This is a genomic window from uncultured Gilvimarinus sp., assembly GCF_963972205.1.
Classification (GTDB): domain Bacteria; phylum Pseudomonadota; class Gammaproteobacteria; order Pseudomonadales; family Cellvibrionaceae; genus Gilvimarinus; species Gilvimarinus japonicus.
On record NZ_CAXAUC010000002.1, the window covers coordinates 227,406 to 249,234 of the forward strand.

The 21,829-nt window shown below is 54.0% G+C and carries 21 protein-coding genes; 19 read left to right on the plus strand and 2 right to left on the minus strand.

Features of this window, described 5'->3' with window-relative positions:
* Window position 1: 1 nt before the first annotated feature.
* The gene (gene glpK / locus AACY82_RS05510; protein ID WP_339615785.1) at window positions 2–1,483 is read right to left on the minus strand and encodes a glycerol kinase GlpK; all 1,482 of its coding nucleotides are present in this window, start codon (window positions 1,481–1,483) and stop codon (window positions 2–4) included.
* Between the two features lie 124 nt (window positions 1,484–1,607).
* Here glpK and AACY82_RS05515 point away from each other — a divergent pair, with 124 nt between their 5' ends.
* The 3 genes from AACY82_RS05515 (at window position 1,608) to AACY82_RS05525 (ending at window position 2,554) form a co-directional block, all read left to right on the plus strand.
* The gene (locus AACY82_RS05515; protein WP_339615786.1) at window positions 1,608–1,862 is read left to right on the plus strand and encodes a hypothetical protein; all 255 of its coding nucleotides are present in this window, start codon (window positions 1,608–1,610) and stop codon (window positions 1,860–1,862) included.
* 72 nt (window positions 1,863–1,934) lie between these two features.
* Window positions 1,935–2,237: an antibiotic biosynthesis monooxygenase gene (locus AACY82_RS05520; protein ID WP_339615787.1), complete on the plus strand. Its 303-nt coding sequence runs from the start codon at window positions 1,935–1,937 to the stop codon at window positions 2,235–2,237.
* Complete coding sequence (locus AACY82_RS05525) at window positions 2,237–2,554, plus strand: hypothetical protein (RefSeq protein ID WP_339615788.1); 318 nt, start codon at window positions 2,237–2,239, stop codon at window positions 2,552–2,554. Before AACY82_RS05520 ends, AACY82_RS05525 begins: the two co-directional genes overlap by 1 nt.
* Window positions 2,555–2,580: 26 nt before the next feature.
* Here the strand turns inward: AACY82_RS05525 and AACY82_RS05530 are convergent, their stop codons facing one another.
* On the minus strand, window positions 2,581–4,212 hold the full coding sequence (locus tag AACY82_RS05530; RefSeq protein ID WP_339615789.1) for a sodium:solute symporter: 1,632 nt from the start codon (window positions 4,210–4,212) through the stop codon (window positions 2,581–2,583).
* 492 nt (window positions 4,213–4,704) lie between these two features.
* Here AACY82_RS05530 and AACY82_RS05535 point away from each other — a divergent pair, with 492 nt between their 5' ends.
* From AACY82_RS05535 to AACY82_RS05610, 16 genes are all read left to right on the plus strand, one after another.
* On the plus strand, window positions 4,705–7,518 hold the full coding sequence (locus AACY82_RS05535; RefSeq protein WP_339615790.1) for a TonB-dependent receptor: 2,814 nt from the start codon (window positions 4,705–4,707) through the stop codon (window positions 7,516–7,518).
* A 437-nt stretch (window positions 7,519–7,955) separates the two neighbouring features.
* Window positions 7,956–8,675, plus strand: coding sequence for a FadR/GntR family transcriptional regulator (locus AACY82_RS05540; RefSeq protein WP_339615791.1), 720 nt, complete (start codon window positions 7,956–7,958; stop codon window positions 8,673–8,675).
* Between the two features lie 107 nt (window positions 8,676–8,782).
* The gene (rnr, locus tag AACY82_RS05545) at window positions 8,783–11,365 is read left to right on the plus strand and encodes a ribonuclease R (protein WP_339615792.1); all 2,583 of its coding nucleotides are present in this window, start codon (window positions 8,783–8,785) and stop codon (window positions 11,363–11,365) included.
* Window positions 11,366–11,437: 72 nt separating this feature from the next.
* A complete protein-coding gene (gene rlmB, locus AACY82_RS05550; protein ID WP_339615793.1) occupies window positions 11,438–12,181 on the plus strand; it encodes a 23S rRNA (guanosine(2251)-2'-O)-methyltransferase RlmB in 744 nt (247 codons plus the stop codon).
* A gap of 73 nt (window positions 12,182–12,254) precedes the next feature.
* Window positions 12,255–12,731: a transcriptional regulator NrdR gene (gene nrdR, locus AACY82_RS05555; protein ID WP_339615794.1), complete on the plus strand. Its 477-nt coding sequence runs from the start codon at window positions 12,255–12,257 to the stop codon at window positions 12,729–12,731.
* Between the two features lie 31 nt (window positions 12,732–12,762).
* The gene (gene ribD / locus AACY82_RS05560; RefSeq protein WP_339615795.1) at window positions 12,763–13,923 is read left to right on the plus strand and encodes a bifunctional diaminohydroxyphosphoribosylaminopyrimidine deaminase/5-amino-6-(5-phosphoribosylamino)uracil reductase RibD; all 1,161 of its coding nucleotides are present in this window, start codon (window positions 12,763–12,765) and stop codon (window positions 13,921–13,923) included.
* 10 nt (window positions 13,924–13,933) lie between these two features.
* A complete protein-coding gene (locus tag AACY82_RS05565) occupies window positions 13,934–14,590 on the plus strand; it encodes a riboflavin synthase (RefSeq protein ID WP_339615796.1) in 657 nt (218 codons plus the stop codon).
* On the plus strand, window positions 14,590–15,708 hold the full coding sequence (gene ribBA / locus AACY82_RS05570) for a bifunctional 3,4-dihydroxy-2-butanone-4-phosphate synthase/GTP cyclohydrolase II (RefSeq protein WP_339616063.1): 1,119 nt from the start codon (window positions 14,590–14,592) through the stop codon (window positions 15,706–15,708). Before AACY82_RS05565 ends, ribBA begins: the two co-directional genes overlap by 1 nt.
* 30 nt (window positions 15,709–15,738) lie before the next feature.
* Window positions 15,739–16,206: a 6,7-dimethyl-8-ribityllumazine synthase gene (gene ribE / locus AACY82_RS05575; protein WP_041524106.1), complete on the plus strand. Its 468-nt coding sequence runs from the start codon at window positions 15,739–15,741 to the stop codon at window positions 16,204–16,206.
* Window positions 16,206–16,667 carry a transcription antitermination factor NusB gene (gene nusB, locus AACY82_RS05580; RefSeq protein ID WP_339615797.1) on the plus strand — a complete coding sequence of 154 codons (462 nt, stop codon included), beginning with the start codon at window positions 16,206–16,208 and terminating at the stop codon, window positions 16,665–16,667. The genes ribE and nusB overlap by 1 nt, the downstream gene beginning before the upstream one ends.
* Window positions 16,668–16,689: 22 nt before the next feature.
* Window positions 16,690–17,688: a thiamine-phosphate kinase gene (thiL, locus tag AACY82_RS05585; protein ID WP_339615798.1), complete on the plus strand. Its 999-nt coding sequence runs from the start codon at window positions 16,690–16,692 to the stop codon at window positions 17,686–17,688.
* A 1-nt stretch (window position 17,689) separates the two neighbouring features.
* A complete protein-coding gene (locus AACY82_RS05590; protein ID WP_339615799.1) occupies window positions 17,690–18,187 on the plus strand; it encodes a phosphatidylglycerophosphatase A in 498 nt (165 codons plus the stop codon).
* Window positions 18,188–18,228: 41 nt separating this feature from the next.
* The gene (locus AACY82_RS05595) at window positions 18,229–18,870 is read left to right on the plus strand and encodes a TIGR02281 family clan AA aspartic protease (protein ID WP_339615800.1); all 642 of its coding nucleotides are present in this window, start codon (window positions 18,229–18,231) and stop codon (window positions 18,868–18,870) included.
* Window positions 18,871–18,905: 35 nt separating this feature from the next.
* Complete coding sequence (gene ribA, locus AACY82_RS05600) at window positions 18,906–19,511, plus strand: GTP cyclohydrolase II (RefSeq protein WP_339615801.1); 606 nt, start codon at window positions 18,906–18,908, stop codon at window positions 19,509–19,511.
* A gap of 18 nt (window positions 19,512–19,529) precedes the next feature.
* A complete protein-coding gene (gene dapB / locus AACY82_RS05605; RefSeq protein ID WP_339615802.1) occupies window positions 19,530–20,336 on the plus strand; it encodes a 4-hydroxy-tetrahydrodipicolinate reductase in 807 nt (268 codons plus the stop codon).
* A 78-nt stretch (window positions 20,337–20,414) separates the two neighbouring features.
* On the plus strand, window positions 20,415–21,824 hold the full coding sequence (locus AACY82_RS05610; RefSeq protein WP_339615803.1) for a hypothetical protein: 1,410 nt from the start codon (window positions 20,415–20,417) through the stop codon (window positions 21,822–21,824).
* Window positions 21,825–21,829 lie beyond the last annotated feature (5 nt).

Below are 21,829 nucleotides of genomic sequence, written 5' to 3' on the forward strand. Positions count from 1 at the left end.
TTCAGTCCAATAAGCTTCTTTTGATTGCTTTGTGCCAGCCTTTGATCATGGTCTCGCGAGTGTCGCCGGCCATTGCCGGCTCGGTGCGGCGCTCTAGCGCCCAGCTTGATGCGATGTCGTCTAAGCTACTAAAGACGCCCAGTTGTAAACCGGCCAAACGCGCGGCACCCAAGGCGGTGGTCTCGATCATCTCAGGGCGCTCGGCGCAGATGTCGGTGACGTCGCTTAAGGTCTGCATGAGCCAATTATTGGCGATCATGCCACCGTCGACGCGCAGGGTGTCCGGGCGCTTGCCAGCGTCGGCGGTCATGGCCTCTAGCAAGTCGTGGGTTTGGTAGCACACCGCCTCTAATGCGGCGCGGGCTATTTCGGCCCGGCCAGTGTTGCGGGTCATACCGCATATTAGCGCCCGCGCATCGGGCTCCCAGTGGGGCGCGCCCAAGCCGGTAAAAGCTGGCACTAAATAAACGCCGTGATTACCGTCTAATGATTCGGCTAGAGCCTCGGTCTCGGCTGCCTGCTCGATAATACCGAGCTTATCGCGCAACCACTGTACCGCGGCGCCGGCAATAAAAATTGAGCCCTCTAGTGCGTATTGTGGTTTACCGTTTAAGCGGTAGGCGAGGGTAGTGAGCAATCGGTGCTCGGAGGCGATAGGTTTATCGCCGGTGTGTAATAACGCAAAACAACCGGTGCCATAGGTGCTTTTGATCATGCCGGGGCTAAAGCAAGCTTGGCCAATCATAGCGGCGTGCTGATCGCCCGCGACGCCGGCAATAGGCAGTGCCAGACCGTCCAAGCCATCAGTTGTGGTGCCAAACTCGGCGGCGCAATCGAGCACCTCGGGTAGCATAGATTTTGGGATATTAAACAGGTCGAGTAACTCGTCGTCCCAGCACTGCTGGTGAATATTAAACAGTAAGGTGCGGGCGGCGTTGGTGGCATCGCTCGCGTGAACTTTGCCGCCGGTAAAGTTCCAGATCAGCCAGCTATCGATAGTGCCAAACGCCAGCTCGCCCTGCTCGGCACGCTCCCGTGCGCCCTTAACGTTGTCCAGTATCCAGGCGATTTTAGTGGCCGAAAAGTAAGGGTCGAGCAGCAGACCGGTGCGCTGGCGTACGGTGTCTTCATGACCTTCGGCTTTTAATGTTCTGCAGGTTTCGGCGGTGCGCCGGTCTTGCCAGACGATCGCGCGGCAAATGGGCTTGCCGGTGGTGCGATCCCACACCACCGTCGTTTCGCGCTGATTGGTGATGCCAAGGCCAATCACGCTGCTTGGATCGTCCAGTTCGGCCAGTGCGTCGCGACAGGCCTTGGCGGTGACTTGCCATATTTGTTCGGCATCGTGCTCCACCCAGCCATCATTGGGAAAGTGCTGCTCGAACTCACTTTGGGCGCTGGCCAGCGCGCGGCCCTCGGCCGAAAAAACAATGGCACGACTGCTGGTGGTGCCTTGATCAATCGCCAGAATGTGGTTGCCCATAGAGATCTCCGCTTAGTTTTATGCCTAAAGCCTAACACGTGATACAGGTTAGGCGCTTATAACTGTTTCGCCTTATTATAAATGACAGTGGGAGCTATTAGCAGGCGATTAAACACGCTGGATCGTGGACAATACACTGCGAAGCGATTGTCACCGGAGCAGCATCGGGTACTATCAAGGCCGCCGTGCGACAGTTGCTGACGACGGCTTTAATACCGTGGGCAATGGCAGGCAAGACGATAAGTTGCAAACGCTTGATGCTGTGATCGCGCGGCGACTTAGCCGTTGTGCCAAACAGGTTGGCGAGTACCTGCTGCAGCGTGAAGGGATCGCCCGCGCGAGCGGGTTGATGGTGATTCCGCGGGCCCCTGATTTGTAGGCGGTAGGCTGGTGCGGCCCACGGGACAAGAGTATCCTTAAGCGCTTGCGTTGATCGGTAAAAGGACTTGAAATGATTTTGGAAAAAGCGACACTGGATGTTATTCCACACCAAACTGTGGACTTTGAGCGGGCCTTTTCTGAGGCAGAAATCATTATTGCCGCCATGTCGGGATACGTGGGCCATCAGTTACATCATTGTATTGAGCAACCTAACCGCTATTTGTTGTTGGTGTGGTGGGACACCCTTGAAGATCACACCGAAGGGTTTCGACAAAGCGCTGAATATCAGCACTGGCGTGCGCTGCTGCATCACTTTTACGATCCGTTCCCGGTGGTTGAGCACTACCATCAAGTTAGCGGGCCGGAGGCGTGATGCACAACGTGACAGAAGTGATGGGCGTGCGGCGCGTAAGGTTGGTGTTGCTGGTCGGCGCGCTAGTCTTGCTCACAGGGTGCGCCGCACCGCGGCAGCCAACGACCGCGAAGCTTGCCAGCGATACTGGCGATTGCATCCGCACCCAGCCACAGGTGGATGATCCAGGAAAGCCTGACTACTTATCGCGTTGCTTGAAGCGGCAGTCTGCCTTACGCAATAGCGGGCAGTCGATCGCTTTTACCTTTTTTGATGGTGTGGTGGGCGCCGTGTTTAACCAGGTTTTTAATGATGCATTTGATCGCCCGTACGAGTGATGGGTTACTCGTACGGACACAGGCCACTACCAAAACCGTACATAAATACCAATGGTAATCGCAACGATAATGGCCGAGTGAACAATATCCCACTTAGAGATGCCCGCGCGTATTTCGGCGCGCTGCTCGGCGCTAATGGAGCCGTAGGTAATGCCGGCCAGCTGTGCCTCGCACGCGGGCTTGGTAAACAAGCTCACCCCTAGTACGATAACGCACACAACAATAAATAGGCCGATGCAGTAGTACAGCCAGTTAACGGTTAATAATTGATGCAGCAAGCCGCCGGTTGGAATGGACTCGGAAAATACCTGCAACAGCAAGCGCGACATACCCAACACAAAGCCCGCTATCAGCCCAACAAACCCGGCCGTGGGGGTGATGCGCTTTGAGAAGGCCCCAAGTAAAAACACCACGGCTACGCCGGGGGCTAATAGCGATTGCACCAGTTGCAAATATTCGTACAAAACATCGGCCACCAGTTGCATCACCGGAATCCAGACGATGCCCAGCGCGACAACAACCAGCGTTGCAAGGCGCCCCACCTTTACCAGTTGCTGCTCGCTCGATTCGGGCCGAAAGCGCTTATAAAAATCGATGGTGAACAAAGTGGCCGAGGAGTTAAACAGCGAGGCGAGCGAGCTCATAAGAGCGGCAATCAGGCCGCCGATCACAATGCCTTTTATGCCCGCTGGCAATAGCGTAGAGACGAGCGTGGCGAACGCCTGATCGGGACTGTCTAAATTGATAATGCCTTTTTCGTGTAAGGCGAATGCGATCAAGCCCGGAAACAAAAAGATAAACACCGGTAACAGCTTTAAGTAGCCTGCCAAAATGGTGCCTTGCCGCGCGGCCTTAACCCCCTTGGCCGACAGAACCCGCTGCACAATGTATTGGTCGGTACACCAGTACCAAAACCCGATAATTAATGACCCAAAAATAACGCCGGGCCAGGGAAAGTCCGGGTCAGATGCCGGACGGATCAGGTGCATCTTTTCGGCATTAATGCGTTCCAGCTCGGCAAAGCCGCCCACCGCCTCAAGCCCTGTAACCAAAATAACCACCGAGCCAATAATAAGCACCGGCGTTTGAATAACCGAGGTCCAGAGCACTGCCTTCATGCCGCCAAGCACCGTGTAAATGCCGGTTACCACCACTAAGCCAATGGCCGCCACCCAAAAAAAGTCAAACCCCCATAGAGTGTCGATACCCAATACGGTTTGTAACACCACGCCACCGGCGTAAACCGTGACCGAGACTTTCGTCAGTACATAGCTCACCAGTGAGATAACCGATAAAAACGTGCGCGATGAGGGGCCGTAGCGTCGCTCTAAAAACTCCGGCATGGTGTAGATTTTACTGGACCAATAGAAGGGCACAAACAGCCAGCCAAGCAAGATGATAATAAACGATTGCAGCTCCCAGTGAGCCATGGCCATGCCGGTTTGCGCGCCGGCACCCGATAAGCCAACCAAGTGCTCCGAGCCGATGTTAGATGCGAAGATGGATGAACCGATTACCAGCCAGCCGGCATTGCGCCCTGCTAAAAAGTAATCGGTGGTATCACGCTCTTTTTGGCGCATGGCGAAACCGACAACAGCGGCTAGAAGGACAAAAAATAACGTGAGAACCCAGTAGTCCAGCGGCGCGAACTCGATCATGGCAACTCCATATTGACTATTATTGTGGGAAGAAACATTTGTTTTTAGTTTTTTAGTAAACCAACCTAGGGCTTATTATATTGTACTATAATATATATTCTGTTGTGAAAGTGGCAGTTAGCTTGTTTATCTGGAGGAGGCGGGTGTTGATGGGTGCGAACTCTGACTTTTTGCGCTTTTCCGTGCGGTTTACACGAGTTTTCGAATGTTTTCTTATTTTTATTGGTGGTTTTAAGTGTTGCATATGGTTTTTACTGTTTTTTATAGCTTTTATAAGTAGGATAAATAAGGTGTTATTGGGTGTTGACTATCTCTCTTTAAGACATTAACATTCTAATTGTAATACAAATAACTGAGGAGAGCCGCGATAGTCCACTGGCGCTATCGCCTGTGTCGACGCTGGTCGGTGCGGTTTGTATTTACTGATAATAATCTAGCTGCAGGCGCAAACCGACGTTTAAGGCCTGTCAAAATAATGAACGGAGAGTAATTATGTTCAAGCGAAGTGTGCTCAGCTCATCCATAGCCCTGGTTGCTGCGTTGGGTTCTACACAGGTTGTCGCTCAGGCCACCAGTGATGATGAGATGGAGATGCTCGAAGAGGTGGTGGTCACCGGCATCCGAGCCAGTCTGAATAAAGCCATCGATATTAAGCGCGACTCCATGCAGGTGATGGACGCGATTATCGCCGAAGACATCGGCAAGCTTCCCGACAATAACGTGGTAGAGTCCCTGCAGCGCGTTCCTGGCGTTCAGGTGACCGACCGCGCCGATGGCGAGATAAATGCCGTTACCATTCGTGGTTTAACTGACGTTAGCACCACCGTCAATGGCCGCACTGTCTTTACTGCTTCTGGTCGTGCCATGGCTTTGGCCGATTTGCCCTCTACTTTGGTATCGCGTATCGACGTGATCAAAAACCGCTCTGCCGGTCAGTTTGAAGAAGGTATTGCCGGCCAGGTCGACGTGCACACCTTCCGTCCGTTTGATTTTGACGGCTCAAAAGTGTCGCTGGCGGCTCGCGGCGTATACAACGAAGAGTCTGAAGAGACAGATCCAGTCCTAAGTGGTCTGTTTAGTAACGTATGGGAAACCGGGGCAGGCGATTTTGGTGCTTTGGTGAACGTTTCGTACGCCAAAACTAACTTTCGTACGCAGTCTGTGACCCCGGGTGCTCAGGTTCCTTTTGTGAGCGAAGATCCGATCGCGGAAGGCTATACGCCGCTGCAGCGTATTTTTGATACCAATGTGTGGACTCCCGGTCTGGAGAATGGCCTGCCTTCAGAGGCTGGCTCGACTCTGACGATGGGCGGTGTCGAGCAAGAGTACTACTTAGGCCGCGATGCTTTTATTATGACCGACTATACTGGCGAGCGCGAGCGTACTGCTGCGAATATCTCGCTGCAGTACGCTCCTAATGACTCGTCTATTTATACCTTTGAGTCTATGTACACTGGCTTTCGCAATGATACCTTCAATAATCTGTTCTTTTCGTATGCGGACTGGTGGGGCGATCTGTCCACTTTGGGTAATATTGAAGATACTTTTGAGGTATACGAAGGCACCAATATTATTAAGTCGCGCACTGTTGCTAACCCGCTGGGTAGCTTTGTGAGTGGTGATTTTAACACGGCCGCTACCGACTCGTTTATGCATGCGTTGCGCGGTGAGTGGGATCTTTCGGACAGCTTTACCTTAGAGTCTGAGCTGGTTTATCAGGACAGTGAGTTCGAAAACGATTTTATCGCGTCGCGCGGAGCTGACCCGAAGCGCTATCAGATGATGTTGGATTTCACCCAAAATGCCTCTTTGTCCTTCGTGGATGACCCGAATACCCCGGATGTTAACGAGGCTGATCTGACTGACCTGACGCACTATCGCATGGGCCCCTTGTACGACAATGGTGCCCGCAATGAGGGCTCGGCAGTAACTTTTACGGCGGATGGTGAGTACCTGAACGAAGGCGGTTTCTTTCACACCTTTAATTTTGGTGTGCGCTACGATGATCATGATGCTACGGAGTATGGCCGTGATCAGTGGGAAGAGTTTTGTCAGGGCACGGCAGAAGAATGCCAGTTCTCCACTTACTTAGATGACGGCATTGCCTACGTAAACAGTGGTTTTATGGATGGTGAGTACAGTGTGCCGAGCACTTGGGCCAATGTGGATGGCCAGTTTCTGTTTGACAACCGTGAGCAGTTCATCAGCCTTTATGATGACGGCACCGAAGATGCCATGGATGTTAACCAGCAAAAAACTGAGCAGTTTAACCTCAACGAAGTGAATACTGCTTTTTATGCCTCCGCTCAGTTTGAAACCGAGTTGGCGGGTATGCGCTTTGACGGTGAAATCGGTGGTCGTTACGTAAACGTACAAACGGATACTGAGTTTGTGGATAGCATTAATGATGAGCGTAGTCAGGGCTCTACCGAGGTCTCCGAGTTCATGCCGAGCTTGACTGCGCGCTGGCACTTTACCGAAGGCTTGTTATTGCGCTTTAACTACGGTGAAACTCTGCGCATGCCGCTGTTTACCGACCTGAACCCCACGTTCACTTACTTCGATGATCTGTCTAATTTGGGCTACGGTACCGGTGAGGGGGGGAATCCAGACTTGGAGCCGACCACCTCGCAAAATATGGACTTGTCGTTGGAGTGGTACTTCGGTGATGCCAGCTCAGTTTATTTGACTGCATTCCAGCGCGATATCGAAGGTTTGGTTGTCGGCTTTCGCAATATGATTGAGCAGGATGTTCCTGGATATCAAGCGGATCGGTTTGTTGTGTCGCAGCCCGATAACGCTTCTGACGGTGAGCTGAGCGGTGTAGAGTTGGGGGCGAGCTATTTCCCGGAAAATCTGCCGGGTGTTCTGGACGGCCTCGGTGTTCAGGCGGCTTTGACTTTGCTGGACTCCGAGCAAACGATTCCGGTGACGGATGAGTTTGGTGATGTGGTTGGTACCGAAGACACCGATATTGTTGGTGTGTCTGATACCTCTTATAACATCACTTTGGTTTACGAGCGTGACTCGTTCGATACCCGCTTGGGCTATGTATGGCGTTCCGACTTTTACAACAACAACGAAGCTGCTGGTTTTGCGAACCCGCTGGCAGTTTATCGCGACGCTCAGCAATCGCTGGACTTCCAGTTGAATTACAACGTCACTGACGACTTAACCGTTTCGTTTGATGCCACTAATCTGACCGATGAGACATCACACAGCCGCTACGGCAACAGCGAATATCACACCTTGGGTAACTGGAAGATCGCTCGCACCTTTGCACTGGGTGCTCGTTACAGCTTCTAAAGAAGCGCTAACGGCCGCTGCATTTGTGTCGTAGTCGTTATGCCTCGGGCGGCAAAGCCGTGCCGAGGCACTTATTTCGCTTGCTGGGAGTTTCCCGGCGGCACTTAGATCGGGCTTGCCCCGAGTCCGGTTGCCAGTCAACTCCGGTGGCCGGAGCGGCGTTTGCGCGTCGCACTGTTCCGAATACATGCGGAACAAGTGTTTAGCTGTGATGACGTGTGTCGGCTATGGGCAGTCGGCCGCAGGTAAAATTTGCAGTTATGCATGGTCTCTTCTTTTTGCCCCCGCTATGCGGGGGCTTTTTTGTGCCCGTCTGTTATGTTTAATCCCTGTTGTTTGCTGTTATTTATCGCTAATTACGCTTGATTCAAAGCCGTCTAGCCGATACCTTTAGCGTTTACGGGTATTGAATTGCCCTGTGTCGAGTGAGAGATTACATGGCTGTACTTGAAAGAAATAATAATTTGTCACAACGCATGACCCAACAGTTGGGGCGCGCGATCGTTTGCGGGGACTATAGTCAACACGAAAGCCTGCCAACTGAGGCGGAGTTGTGCGAAGAGTTTGGCGTTAGCCGCACGGCGGTGCGCGAGGCGGTAAAAATGTTATCGGCCAAGGGGCTGATATCGAGCCGCCCGCGTCAAGGCATTCGCATTATGCCCGAGGAAGACTGGAATATTTTCGACTCTGACTTGTTGCGTTGGTCCCTCGAGGGTAACCCCTCGCTTAAAGTGCTAAAAGAGTTCCTGCAAATGCGTATCGCTATTGAGCCCGAGGCGGCGGCCTTGGCGGCGAGGTTTGCCCGACCCGAGCGCATTCAGGCGATTGGCGATGCACTGGAAGGGATGCGCGTGGCGGCTGAAGCCGGTGAGAATGGCTTAGAGCCTGACATCGATTTTCATATTAGCATCCTGTACGCCAGCGAAAACCGCTTTTACATTCGGATGCGCGATTTTACCCGCACGGCACTCAACGTTAGTATCAGCCACACCAATGTCATTAAGGGTAACCCTGATGGGGTGATCGATGACCACGCTAAGGTGTACCAGGCGATTGCCAGCGGCAATGCCGAACGCGCCAAAAATGCCATGTTTTTGCTGATTGACGAGGCACTGAGCTTTATTGAGCAAAAGCTGGAGAAGTCTGATTTGGCGTAAAAACGCCGGTTCGTAGGTTTAACCTTCTATATACCCTATAATGTCTGACATCGGGCCACCCGCATTGGGTGGCCGTTTTATTTTTGCTAATTTATGGGGCAAATCATTTGAGTAAACGCCAAGGTCCACCGGTGGACCCTTTCGCCGAGCGAGAGGCGCAGAAGTACGACAATCCTATTCCCAGCCGCGAGGTCATTCTAGAGTTGCTGGATCGGCAGGACGGGCCTGTCACCCACCCCGAAGCCTGCGACTTGCTGGGCATGGAAACCGACGACGACATCGAGGCGCTACGCCGCCGGCTTATTGCCATGGCTCGCGACGGCCAGTTGATCAGTAATCGCCGCGGCGCGTTTGCGCGGGTCGACCGCATGGATATGGTGCGCGCCCGTGTCCAGGGCCATCGCGACGGTTACGGCTTTGCGGTGCCCGTTGAGGGTGGCGAAGATCTCTATCTGCACAACCGCCAAATGCGCAAAGTGTTTGATGGCGATGAGGTGCTGGTTAGGCTGCAGGGCGAGAATTACCGCGGCCGAGAAGAGGGCGCTATTGTTGAGGTGTTGTCGCACAACACGACAACGCTAGCTGGCCGCTTTATCAAAGAAGATGGCGTGCAGTTCTTGCGCCCCGAAAACCGCCGCGTTACCCAAGACATCATGATCGCTCAGGGCGCCGAGATGAACGCCACCTCTGGGCAGATTGTGGTGGTGGAGATTACCCGCCAGCCGGAAAAACAGCGTCCGCCACAAGGTAAGGTGATTCAGGTGCTGGGCGATCATATGGCGCCAGGCATGGAAATCGAATTGTCTATTGAGGCGCATTCGATCCCTAATCAGTGGAGCTACAACGCCCTGAGTGAGGCCGAGGCGCTGCCGAGCGAGGTCGACGAAGACGATAAGGGCGGGCGTGCCGATTTGCGCGATTTGCCCTTTGTCACCATCGATGGCGAAGACGCCCGCGACTTTGACGATGCGGTATTGTGTCAGCCTCGCAAAGGCGGCTGGCGCTTGTTTGTTGCCATCGCCGATGTGTCTCACTATGTCCGCCCCGGCACTGGTTTAGATGACGACTCTAAGCGCCGCGCCACCAGCGTTTACTTTCCCGATCATGTCGTGCCCATGCTGCCGGAGAAGATCTCCAATGGCTTGTGCTCGCTCAATCCGCACGTCGATCGCTTGGTGATGGTGTGTGAGATGAACCTTGATAGCCACGGCAAGGTTACCGGCTATAAGTTTTACGAGGGGATTATTAACTCTCACGCGCGCATGACCTACAACCAAGTGGGCGCGATTATCGCGGGCGACGAGGCGGTTAAAGCTGAATACGCCGACCGTTTGGATGATATTGCAGCGTTGCATAATTTGTACAAAGTTTTGCGCGAGTCGCGCAGCGAGCGCGGTGCGATCGATTTTGAAACGGTAGAAACGCGTATCTTGTTTAACGACGAGCGCAAAATCCAAGACATCGTGCCGGTCAAGCGCAACGACGCCCATAAACTGATCGAAGAATGCATGCTGTGCGCCAACGTCTGTGCCGCACGCTTTTTAGAGCAGCACAAAATTCCCTGTTTATACCGCGTGCACCAAGGCCCGACAGCCGAAAAACTCGAGAATTTACGCGAGTTTTTAGGTGAATTAGGGTTAGGTTTAGGCGGCGGCGATGAGCCAACCTCGGCGGACTATCAGGTATTGATGGAGGCTATCAAAGGCCGTGCCGACGCCAATATGATTCAAACCGTGATGCTGCGCAGCTTGCGCCAAGCGGTGTATCAGGCTGAAAACGACGGTCACTTTGGTTTGGGTTACGACGCCTATGCGCACTTCACCTCGCCCATTCGTCGCTACCCCGATTTAATGGTGCACCGCGCTATTCGCTCGGTAGTGCGCTCCTCGCAAGAGTCGTCGCATGTGGTTCGCGTCGAAGGCGTTAAAGATATACCCCGCGCAAAAATTTACCCCTACGAGATGGTCGATGTGATTGCTTTGGGCGAGCACTGCTCGCTGGCCGAGCGTCGCGCCGATGAGGCCACCCGCGATGTGGTGAGCTGGCTTAAGTGCGAATACTTAGAGGATAAAGTCGGCGATGTGTTTGACGGCATTATCAGCGCCGTGACCGGCTTTGGGGTTTTTGTCGAGCTAAAAGATATCTACGTCGACGGCTTGGTGCACATTACCGCACTGCCACAAGATTACTACCGCTTTGATCCGGCCAAGCACCGTTTGGTGGGCGATCGTACCCGGCAGGTATTTGGCCTGGGTGACGAGCTGACCGTTAAAGTAGTACGCGTTAGTCTGGAAGAGCGCAAAATCGACTTTGAGCTGGACTCTGTTAAATCCGGTCGGCGCGCCGCCGCCAAAGATAGTCGCGGCTCGGGCAAAGGCAAGTCTGGCGCCAAAGGCAAAAGTAAGGGTAAAAAGCCCGGTTCGCGTGCTGGCGGTAAAGGCAAGGCTGATGAGCGGCAAGGCAAGCGCGGTGGCGGTCAAAAGTCTTACTCGGGTTCAGATGGCAATCGCAAACCACGTAAGAGGAAGCGTTCTAATGGCTCTCAAACCGACTCGTCGGTTCGTAAATCGGCGCAAACTGCAGCAGTTCGACCGGCGCAAGATGGCTCAGCAGCGACGGGCAAATCTCTATTTGCGAAGGCAGCAGCTGGATTTAAGAAGACGTTGGCGAAGTTTAAAAAGAAGTCTTAGGCGCACCAATGCCATGCTGTTCTGGTGCGATAAGTACAGCGGCGGCGCGCCTCCATTGGAGAGCGAAGATTCGTGAGTAAAACCGAAACTCTGTACGGCTTGCACGCCGTCACTACGGTATTGAAAAGCGCCCCAGAGCGGGTGCTGAGTTTAATGGCGCTGCAGGGGCGGCAAGATCAGCGGGTGCAAAAAGTACTGCAACTGGCCGTGCAAAACGGCATCTCTGTCGAGCAAGTGGCGCGTAAAAAACTGGATGCCCTGGCCGGTGATGGTAACCACCAGGGCGTTATTGCCCACTGTCGGCCAGGCCAGGCTCACGATGAAAACTTTTTGTATCACTTGCTGGATCACTTAGATGAGGCGCCTTTTTTGTTGGTGCTCGATGGCGTGACCGATCCGCACAACTTGGGCGCCTGTTTGCGCTCGGCTGATGCCGCCGGCGTGCACGCCGTGATCGCCCCCAAAGACAACGCTGCAGGGCTTAATCCCACGGTGCGCAAAGTGGCCTGTGGCGCGGCCGAGTCGGTACCGTTTATTCCAGTGACTAATCTGGCGCGCACGCTTACTCAGCTGCAAGAGCGTGGCTTGTGGCTGCGCGGTGCGGCGGGTGAGGCAAAAGCAACAGTGTACCAGTCAGATTTAACCGGGCCTTTGGTGCTGGTGATGGGGGCCGAGGGCAGCGGGCTGCGCCGTCTAACGCGCGAGACGTGCGATGAATTAATAAAAATCCCTATGGCTGGTAGCGTCAGCAGTTTAAATGTCTCGGTGGCTACCGGAGTTTGCCTGTTTGAGGCGGTGCGTCAGCGTAACAGTTGATTTAAGTGGGCACCTTTGTGCCGCTTTTTTGTGCTAATATGCGCGCAAATTGCGCCAAGCGAGGCTGAACGTCATGCATTGTCCATTTTGCAGCGCCGATGAAACCAAGGTGATTGATTCGCGGCTGGTGGCCGAGGGCGACCAGGTGCGTCGGCGTCGTGAATGCTTAGCATGCCACGAGCGCTTTACCACCTACGAAATTGCCGAGCTGGTGATGCCCCGTATTATTAAGCAAGACGGTACTCGCGAGCCCTTTGATGAGGCAAAAATGCGCGCCGGGTTGCAGCGCGCCCTAGAAAAGCGCCCGGTATCTGTGGAGTCCATCGAGAGCTCGATCAACAACATCAAACACTTTTTGCAAGCTACCGGTGAGCGCGAAGTAGGCTCGCGGCGCTTGGGTGAAAAAGTGATGGATGAGCTACGAGATTTGGACGAAGTTGCCTACGTGCGCTTTGCCTCGGTCTATCGCAGCTTTAAAGATCTGCACGAGTTCCGCCAAGAGATTGACCGCCTGGAAGCCCACGAGGGCGACCCGGCGATCGAGCAATAGCCGTTATTTGCCCAGATTCGGGCCCGTTTTCATGACAGACACTATGACAATCACCGATCGCGCCTATATGGCCGAGGCGCTGGGCCTTGCCCGCCGTGGCCTTACCACCACAACCCCCAACCCTATGGTCGGCTGCCTGTTGGTACGCGACGACGAGGTGATCGGCCGCGGCTGGCACGAGCGCGCCGGCGGCCCCCACGCAGAGATCAATGCCCTGCGCGATGCCGCCCGCAGCGCCGGTGGTGACCCGGACAGTCCAGATGTCTGGCGCGATGCCGCCAGCGGCGCCACCTGCTATGTCACCCTTGAGCCCTGCAGCCACACCGGCCGCACCGGCCCCTGTGCCGAGGCTTTGGTACAAGCAGGTATTGCGCGGGTGGTTTACGCCATGGAAGACCCCAACCCTGAGGTTTCCGGCGCCGGCTTTATGCGCTTGCGCGAGGCGGGTGTTGAGGTGTCTGGCCCCTTGCTGGAAGAAGACGCGCTGGCGCTAAATGCCGGTTTTGTGCGCCGGATGACTCGCGGTCGCCCTTGGGTGCGCTGCAAACTGGCCATGAGCCTGGACGGTCGCACTGCCATGCAAAGCGGCGAGAGCCGCTGGGTAACCAGCCGCCGCGCGCGCGAGGACGTACAGCGTTTGCGCGCTGCTAGTTGCGCGTTGATCTCAGGCGTCGACACCGTGTTAATGGATAACGCCAGCTTAACGGTGCGGCGCGAAGACTGGATAGAAGCGCCCAGCGAGGGAGAGTTGCGCCAGCCGCTGCGGGTTATTCTCGACTCTAATCAGCGGTTAAAGCCCGACTGCGCGCTGGTAAAGAATGCCTCACCTATACTGGTGGTGCACACTGGCGGTGAGCTGCGCCACGAGTGGCCAGAGCACGTCGAGCATATCGAACTACCCGCACTAAAAGGGCGGGTGCGGGTCGAGGCCGTGCTGGATGAGCTGGGCCGGCGCGGCTGTAATAATGTACTGGTCGAGGCGGGCGCAACCTTGGCGGGCAGTTTTTTGCGTCGCGCCCTGCTGGATGAAATTATTATTTATATGGCGCCCAAGCTGATGGGTAACAATGCCCGCGGTTTGTTTGACTTGCCGGTGGATAAAATGTCCGGTCAGTTGCCACTGCACATTAACGATATCCGCGCGGTGGGCCAAGATTGGCGTATCACGGCCGTACCGGATATGGATAGCTAGAGGGGGCGCGATGTTTACCGGAATCATCGAAGCGGTGGGTGAAGTCATTGAATTGACCCCCAACAATGGCGATATTAGCCTGCGCATTCGCACGGGCAAGCTTGATTTGGCCGATGTGGCGCTGGGCGACTCCATTGCCACCAATGGCGTGTGTTTAACGGTTGTCGACTTGCCCGGCGACGGCTTTCGCGCCGATGTATCGCGCGAGAGCTTGGCGCTGACGACAATCGGGCACTGGCGCACCGGGCAAAGCGTAAACCTAGAAAAAGCCCTGACCCCGACTACCCGCCTGGGGGGGCATATCGTCAGTGGCCATGTTGATGGCGTGGGCGAGGTGGTTAGTCGCGCATCGGACGCACGTTCAGAGCGGTTTCGCTTGCGCGCACCCGATGCGTTGGCGCGTTATATTGCGCATAAAGGCTCCATTACCGTCGATGGTACCAGCCTAACGGTAAATAAAGTTGAGGGCGCTGAGTTTGAACTGAATATTGTGCCGCATACCTTAGCGGAGACCGTTATGGGCCGTTATGGTACGGGTAGTAAAGTTAACTTAGAGGTGGATGTATTGGCTCGCTACCTGGAGCGCTTGCTGCAAGGCGATAAGGCCGCCGCAACCGATGGCGATATCACCCTGGAATTTTTGACAGAGAACGGCTTTAACCGATGATGGAATTGAATACAGTTGAAGAGCTGATCGACGATCTGCGTCAGGGCAAAATGATTATCCTGATGGATGACGAAGACCGCGAAAACGAAGGCGACCTGATTATGGTGGCTGAGCAAGTGCGCGCCGAAGACATCAACTTTATGGCGAGCCACGCGCGCGGTTTAATTTGCCTGACTATTACTCCCGAACGCGGTCAGCAATTGGGCCTGCCGCTGATGGTGCAAGATAACAAAGCCAAACATTCGACTAACTTTACCGCCTCGATTGAAGCGGCCGAAGGGGTTACTACGGGAATTTCGGCGGCCGACCGAGCACGCACTGTGCGGGTTGCCGTGGCGGCCGACGCCCAGCCACGCGATATCGTTCAGCCGGGGCATATTTTCCCGATTATTGCTCAGCCCGGTGGCGTGATGAGCCGCGCCGGCCACACCGAGGCCGGCTGTGATATGGCCCGCATGGCAGGCTTTGATCCTTCGGCGGTGATTGTCGAGGTGATGAATCCCGATGGTTCGATGGCGCGCCGCGCCGAATTAGAAGCGTTTGCGAAAACCCACGATTTAAAAATTGGCACCATTGCCGATTTAATTCACTACCGGGCCACCAAAGAGCAAACCGTCGAGTGTATTAACAAGCGCACGGTTGCCACCGAGCACGGTAACTTTGAATTGCACACCTACCGCGATCTAGCCCGTGGCGACCTGCATTTTGCGTTGGTTAAAGGCGAGCTAGAGGCCGAAGACGATACCTTAGTGCGCGTGCATGTGATGGATACCGCGCGGGATTTGTTGGCCATTAAGCGGCCAACGGTCGACGGTGTGTGCTCCTGGACTTACGCCGAAGCACTCAAACGCATCGAGCGCGAGGGCAAAGGCGTATTAGTGCTCATTTGTCACGATGAAGCTACCACCGATGTCGAAGAGTCTATCGATTGGTTATTGTCTGGCCGGCCTCAGCGCCGCAGTCCGGACGTGGTTTATAAGCAGGTAGGCACCGGCTCGCAAATTCTGCGCGATTTAGGCGTGCGCAAGATGCGTGTTATGTCTGCCCCGATGCGTTTCTCGGCGCTGTCGGGTTTTGATTTAGAAGTTGTGGGTTACGTCGGCCCTGATGCCGATTAAGCGAATATTACACGGTAAGAGATAGCGATTATGAGCAACACAATTGTTGAAGGTGATTTTTCGGCATCGAGCGGTAAGTACGCCCTGATTGTCAGCCGTTGGAACAGCTTTGTGGTAGAGAGCTTAAAAGACGGTGCGTTGGATACCCTGCGCCGCCACGGTATTAGCGAAGACAACGTCACCATTTACTATGCCCCCGGCGCGTTTGAGTTTCCGCTGGTTGCGCAAAAAATTGCTGCCAAAGGCGAGTTTGATGCAATCATCGCACTGGGCGCTGTTATTCGCGGTGGGACGCCACACTTTGATTATGTGGCTGGCGAGTGCACCAAAGGATTGTCGCAAGTATCGCTGAATGCCGGCGTGCCTATTACGTTTGGTGTGCTAACGGTAGACTCTATCGAGCAAGCCATTGAGCGCTCGGGCACCAAAGCCGGTAACAAAGGCGTCGAGGCGGCCGCAACTGCACTCGAAATGGTTTCACTGTTAGGTAAGATTTAATGAGCACAACCGATAAACAAGGTCCGTCACCTTCGGCGCGGCGCAAAGCGCGGCACTATGCGCTGCAAGGTTTGTATCAGTGGAAAATGTCGGGCAATAGCGTCAACGTGATTGAGGCGTCGTTTCGCGCCGAGTACGACATGAAAAATGTCGATGTGCCTTATTTTCACGAGCTTTTGCACGAAGTTCCCGCGCGCCTGGACGAAGTTCAAGCGTTGTTTGAGCCACACTTGCAAGACCGCTCATTGGCCGAGCTAGACCCGGTAACCGAAGCACTGTTGCGCCTGTCATCCTACGAGCTTAAGTATCGTATCGATGTGCCCTATAAAGTGGTCATCAACGAAGCGGTCGGCTTGGCAAAAAAATTCGGCGCCACTGACAGTCATAAGTTTGTTAACGGTGTGTTAGATCGAGCCGCCGTGGATGTTCGCGCCCTCGAAGTTAAGGCGCAGCGTCGTTAACCCGGCCAATAAGGATTAACGCGTGAGCGCTGGTGAATTTGAACTGATCAATCACTACTTTAAGCCTGCGCCGGATGCACTTAATCCGGCGTCAGTATTATTGGGTATTGGTGACGATGCCGCGCTGATACAACCGGATGCGGGTCAGGCGCTGGTGGTGGCCGCCGATACTTTGGTAAGCGGAGTACATTTTCTGGCCAATGCGCCCGCCGCTGAGGTTGCGCAGCGAGCGCTGCGGGTTAATCTCAGTGATATGGCTGCCATGGGGGCCGAACCGCGCTGGTTTACGTTGGCGTTGACACTGCCTAAAACGTGGTCCGATGAGACGCGCCGCGAATGGGTTGCTGATTTTAGCCGCGGCCTTAAAGACTGTGCCGATGACTACGCGTGCAGCTTAATTGGCGGTGATACCACCAGCGGCCCATTGAGCATTAGTATTCAAATGCTTGGGCAGGTGCCAGCCGTTAAAGCGTTACGGCGCGACGGTGCCGGCCTTGATGATTTTGTGCTGGTAACCCACACCCTGGGCGATAGCGCGGCGGCACTTGCGACGTTGGACGAAGACAGCCTAAATGTCGCTGAAGCAGCGCTGGACGAGACAGACCGCGCGTACCTGCAGTCGCGCTACTACCGCCCCGAACCACGCATTAGTCAAGGGGTTTTGTTACGCGATATTGCCAGCAGCGCACAAGATATTTCTGATGGCTTGTTAGCCGACCTTGGGCACCTGTGCGAGGCGAGCGATGTTGCCGCCGAAATCGATATTGCCGAGCTGCCTTTAAGTCTAACGCTGCAAAAGTTTGATGTCGGGCAGGCGCAGCGATGGGCCTTAACGGGCGGTGACGATTACGAGCTCGTTTTTACCGTGCCCGAGCAAAATATGCCACAGCTTGCGATGGCGCAGGCTCAAGGCCGTATTCAAGCCACTGTAATCGGCCGTATTGTCAGTGGCGCCGGAGTACATTGCGAATTGGATGGCGCTCCCTTTAGCGTCGACACAACAGGTTACCGACACTTTTAATATGAGCCAGTCACACCCTTTACCCATGCCCACCCGCCGCGAGCTGTTTAGCAACAGTAACCATTTCTTTGCCTTTGGTTTTGGCTCCGGCTTTGCGCCTAAAGCGCCGGGTACTGCCGGAACACTGGCGGCTATACCGATCTATTGGCTGATTAGCGATTTAAGTGTGCCCTTGTACTGTGTGTGGTTGGTGGTGACCTTTGCGCTCGGGGTTTATTGGTGTGAAAAAAGCTCCCGTGCTTTAAGTGTGCACGACCACCCGGGTATTGTCTGGGATGAAATGGTTGGCTATTGGCTTACCATGTTGTTGGCGCCGCCAGACTGGTACTGGATGCTGGCCGGTTTTGTGTTGTTTCGGATATTTGATATCGCCAAGCCTTGGCCGGTATCGTTGGCCGACCGAAAAATATCGGGCGGTCTTGGCATCATGGTGGATGATGTTTTGGCGGCCGTTTACGCGTGGTTAGCCATGCAGCTATTAATTTGGTTGGTGGTTTAAACACGACTCGTAAATAAGGAAGCGCGAGAAAGGAGAGGGATATGTGGCGACTAAAGCTAATTGTATTTTTAAGCTCATTCGTGCTGAGCATGGTGACCGTAGCGGCGGATTTATCAGCGCAAATGCTGGCCAATGGCACTGCGCTGATTAGTATTGATGGTAAGCAGCGGATGCTCCGTGCCGGACAAACCAGCCCCGAAGGCGTCACACTTATTAACGCCTCCCGCGCTGGCGCCGAGGTAGAGTATGAGGGTGCCACCTACACATTGACGTTATCGAGCCACATAGCCACCAATTTTGCCAAAGTCGAGACTATAGAGGTACGGCTCAATCAATCTCGCGGTGGTCATTATCGGTCGTCGGGAATGATTAACGGCCAAAGCGTGAGCTTTATGGTAGATACCGGGGCGACCTCGATTGCCATGGGCGTCGTTCAAGCCGAGCGGTTGGGGCTTAATTATTTAAGCGGTGACCAAGGCATGGTTACCACCGCCAACGGGCCGGCCCATGCGTACAGTGTATGGCTGCGAAGCGTATCCGTAGGAGGTATTACCTTGAGCAATATTCAGGCGATGGTGATTGCCAACTTTGGCAGTCAAGATATTTTGTTGGGTAACAGTTTTTTGGGCAACGTCAGTATGTCGACAGAAAACGGTGTGTTGGTGTTGCGCGCCAGCCAGTAGCCCGCAGTTTTTGTTACGTTAATAGAGAGAAATTAGTGACCATACAATTCGTCGAGTCATCTAAGCTGCCAACCCCTTGGGGAATGTTCGTGATGCACGGCTTCTCTGATACCGGTATGGATAAAGAGCACATAGTGCTCACCATGGGGGATATAGCCGGGCCCGAGCCGGTATTGGCGCGGGTACACTCAGAGTGCTTGACGGGTGACGCACTGTTTAGCATGCGCTGTGATTGTGGCCCCCAGCTGCAGGCGGCGATGCATAAAATCTCCATTGTCGGGCGCGGGGCGATCTTTTACTTGCGCCAAGAGGGGCGAGGCATTGGTTTGCTGAACAAAATCAAAGCCTACCATTTGCAAGATTGTGGCGCCGACACGGTTGAGGCCAACGAGCAGCTAGGCTTTGGTGCCGATATGCGCGATTACAGCATTTTAAAGCCCATGATGGATCATTTAACGATTCGCTCACTGAAGTTAATGACCAACAATCCACGCAAAGTCAAAGCGCTAGAGGATATGGGCATTACCGTTGCCGAGCGTATCCCTCACCAAACGGGTCGCAACCCCCACAACGCCAAATACCTTGAGACAAAGAAAGGTAAGCTTGGCCACTTATTTGAAGACGACAACAGCGCAGATTAATTAATAGTAGGTTTATTCATGACAGTACGTATTGCCGTGACCGGCGCCGCCGGCCGTATGGGAAAAATTTTAATCGAGGCGGCGGTTGCTGTCACAGGTGCTGAACTGACCGCCGCTATCGTGCGCCCCGGTAGCTCATTGGCGGGGGCTGATGCCGGCGAGCTGGCGGGTGTCGGCAAACAAGGCGTCACCATTGCCACCGACTTGGCCGAGGTAATCGATAGCTTTGACGCCTTAATCGACTTTACCTCGCCAAGCGCAACGCTGACCAACGCCGAGCTGTGTGCCAAGCATGGCAAAGCGATGGTGATTGGCACCACAGGTTTTACCGATGCGGAAAAAGCCCAGCTGCTCGGCTATCAAAGCCAAATTCAACTGTGCCTGGCGGCCAACTTCAGCACTGGCGTCAATTTATGTTTTAAGCTGCTCGAAACCGCCGCGCGCGTCATGGCCGAAGAGTCGGACATCGAAATCTATGAGGCGCACCATCGCCATAAAGTGGATGCCCCCTCGGGCACCGCCTTGCGCATGGGCGAAGTCATTGCCGACACCACCGGGCGAGACTTAAGCAAAGTGGCCGTATACGGCCGCGAGGGCCAAACCGGCGCGCGCGATCACGACACTATCGGCTTTGCCACGGTACGCGGCGGTGATGTGGTCGGCGAACACACGGTGATGTTCTTGGCTGACGGCGAACGCGTTGAAATTACCCACAAAGCCTCTAGTCGCTTAGCCTTCGGCAATGGCGCGGTGCGAGCGGCCGGCTGGTTGTTGAGCCAAAAGCCCGGGCTTTACGATATGCAGGATGTGTTGGGTTTAAAATAAAGCCTTCGGTTCGTTTAAGTGAAGGGCGCCGTGGCGTGCTCTTTGATTGTTAGTGCTTGGTTGGGCAAAGGATAATACATGAATATAGGGAGTTCGGATTTAATCGTTAGATGGTGGACTATTCTGACGGTGGTACTTCTGGCTGCCTTTACGTTGCCGCACTTCATCGACTTTTTACAAGTGCAGTTTTGGCGACATGACTCGATTTACTATGTTTTGTCTTACGGTAATAAGCTTGAAGGCGAGGGTCGTTGGCTTAACTATTACGCTTTTTCTTCGCTGAAGCTGGTGCCGGCTTGGTTAAGTCTTTTGGTTAGCTATGGAGCGATAGGCTATTTTGCATATTGCTGTAGTTACCGTTTAAATCGAGATTTATGGTTTTCTTTGTTGCTCGCTCTGGCGACGTTGAATATTCCGTTGTTGCGTATGCAGCTGGAGTGGCCGACCACGTTGCTACCGGCTTTTATTCTACTTTTTCTTGCTCCGTGGTTGGCCCGCCGTATACCAGATTTTGTTTTCTTTCCTGTTTATGGTGTGTTGTTGTTTGGCAGCTTTAGCTCACTGTATTTTTTATTGCCGTTACTTTACCTACCTTATACGAGCATAAAAACCTGTGCTCGAATATTGTTTTTGTGGGTGGCGAGCTTTGTTTTTGGGTACTTAGTGTCACAGCTGATTGTTTGGGAAGTCACCGGAGATATTATAAAGGTCGCCGGTTGGCGTCACCCTAAACCAATTGATAGTTTGCTTTCATTTACAGCCAACTTGCAATCTATGTGGGTGTATTTGAGCAGCCACTTTCAGTTTATGGTGGCTACGTTTACCGCACCGCTTTTTTTGTTGGCGTTAGTCTGGTCTTTGGCTGGCGGTAGTCCTTTACGGCGAGCAGCCTTGTGGGGTACGGCCGGCTTAGTTTTTCTTGCTCCCTATGTGACGACGTTACCGTATGGCATTGTGGTGTCTGGCCGAACGGCTTTTATTAGTATGTTGGCACTCCTTTTTGCGTTGTGTGCACACGAGCGTGCTAATCATTGGTATCGTGCTTCCGGAGCACTTTTGTTACTGTGCATGGGGGTTACGATGGCTCAGGTTACAAGTGCTTATACCGATTGGTACAAAGGGCTAACCGATGGGATCGTGAAGGGGGTGAGGGAAGCTATGCCACTGGCTCCTCAGGAAGTAGATGCTGTTTATATTCGTATTGACGATACTCAGTGGCGCAGCTTTACTGATTGGGTCACACGGAGTAAAGCGTTAGTCAGTCCGTCGATGTTCTCTGAAGACCTTGGGTCAGCCCACTACCGACGTAGCTTGGTTGCCTCACTTGGCTATGAGCGCGTAATTGTATGTGGGGACGGTTTACGTGGGGCTTGTGAAGAACCATTATCTTTTCCGCAAAAGGAAGTGATCCCTAATTATGCCATTTACGGTCAGGTGGTTGAAGGGGCAAGTATTTTGCTGAGCATGCCACACTCAGCCCTAGAGTGAGCTGC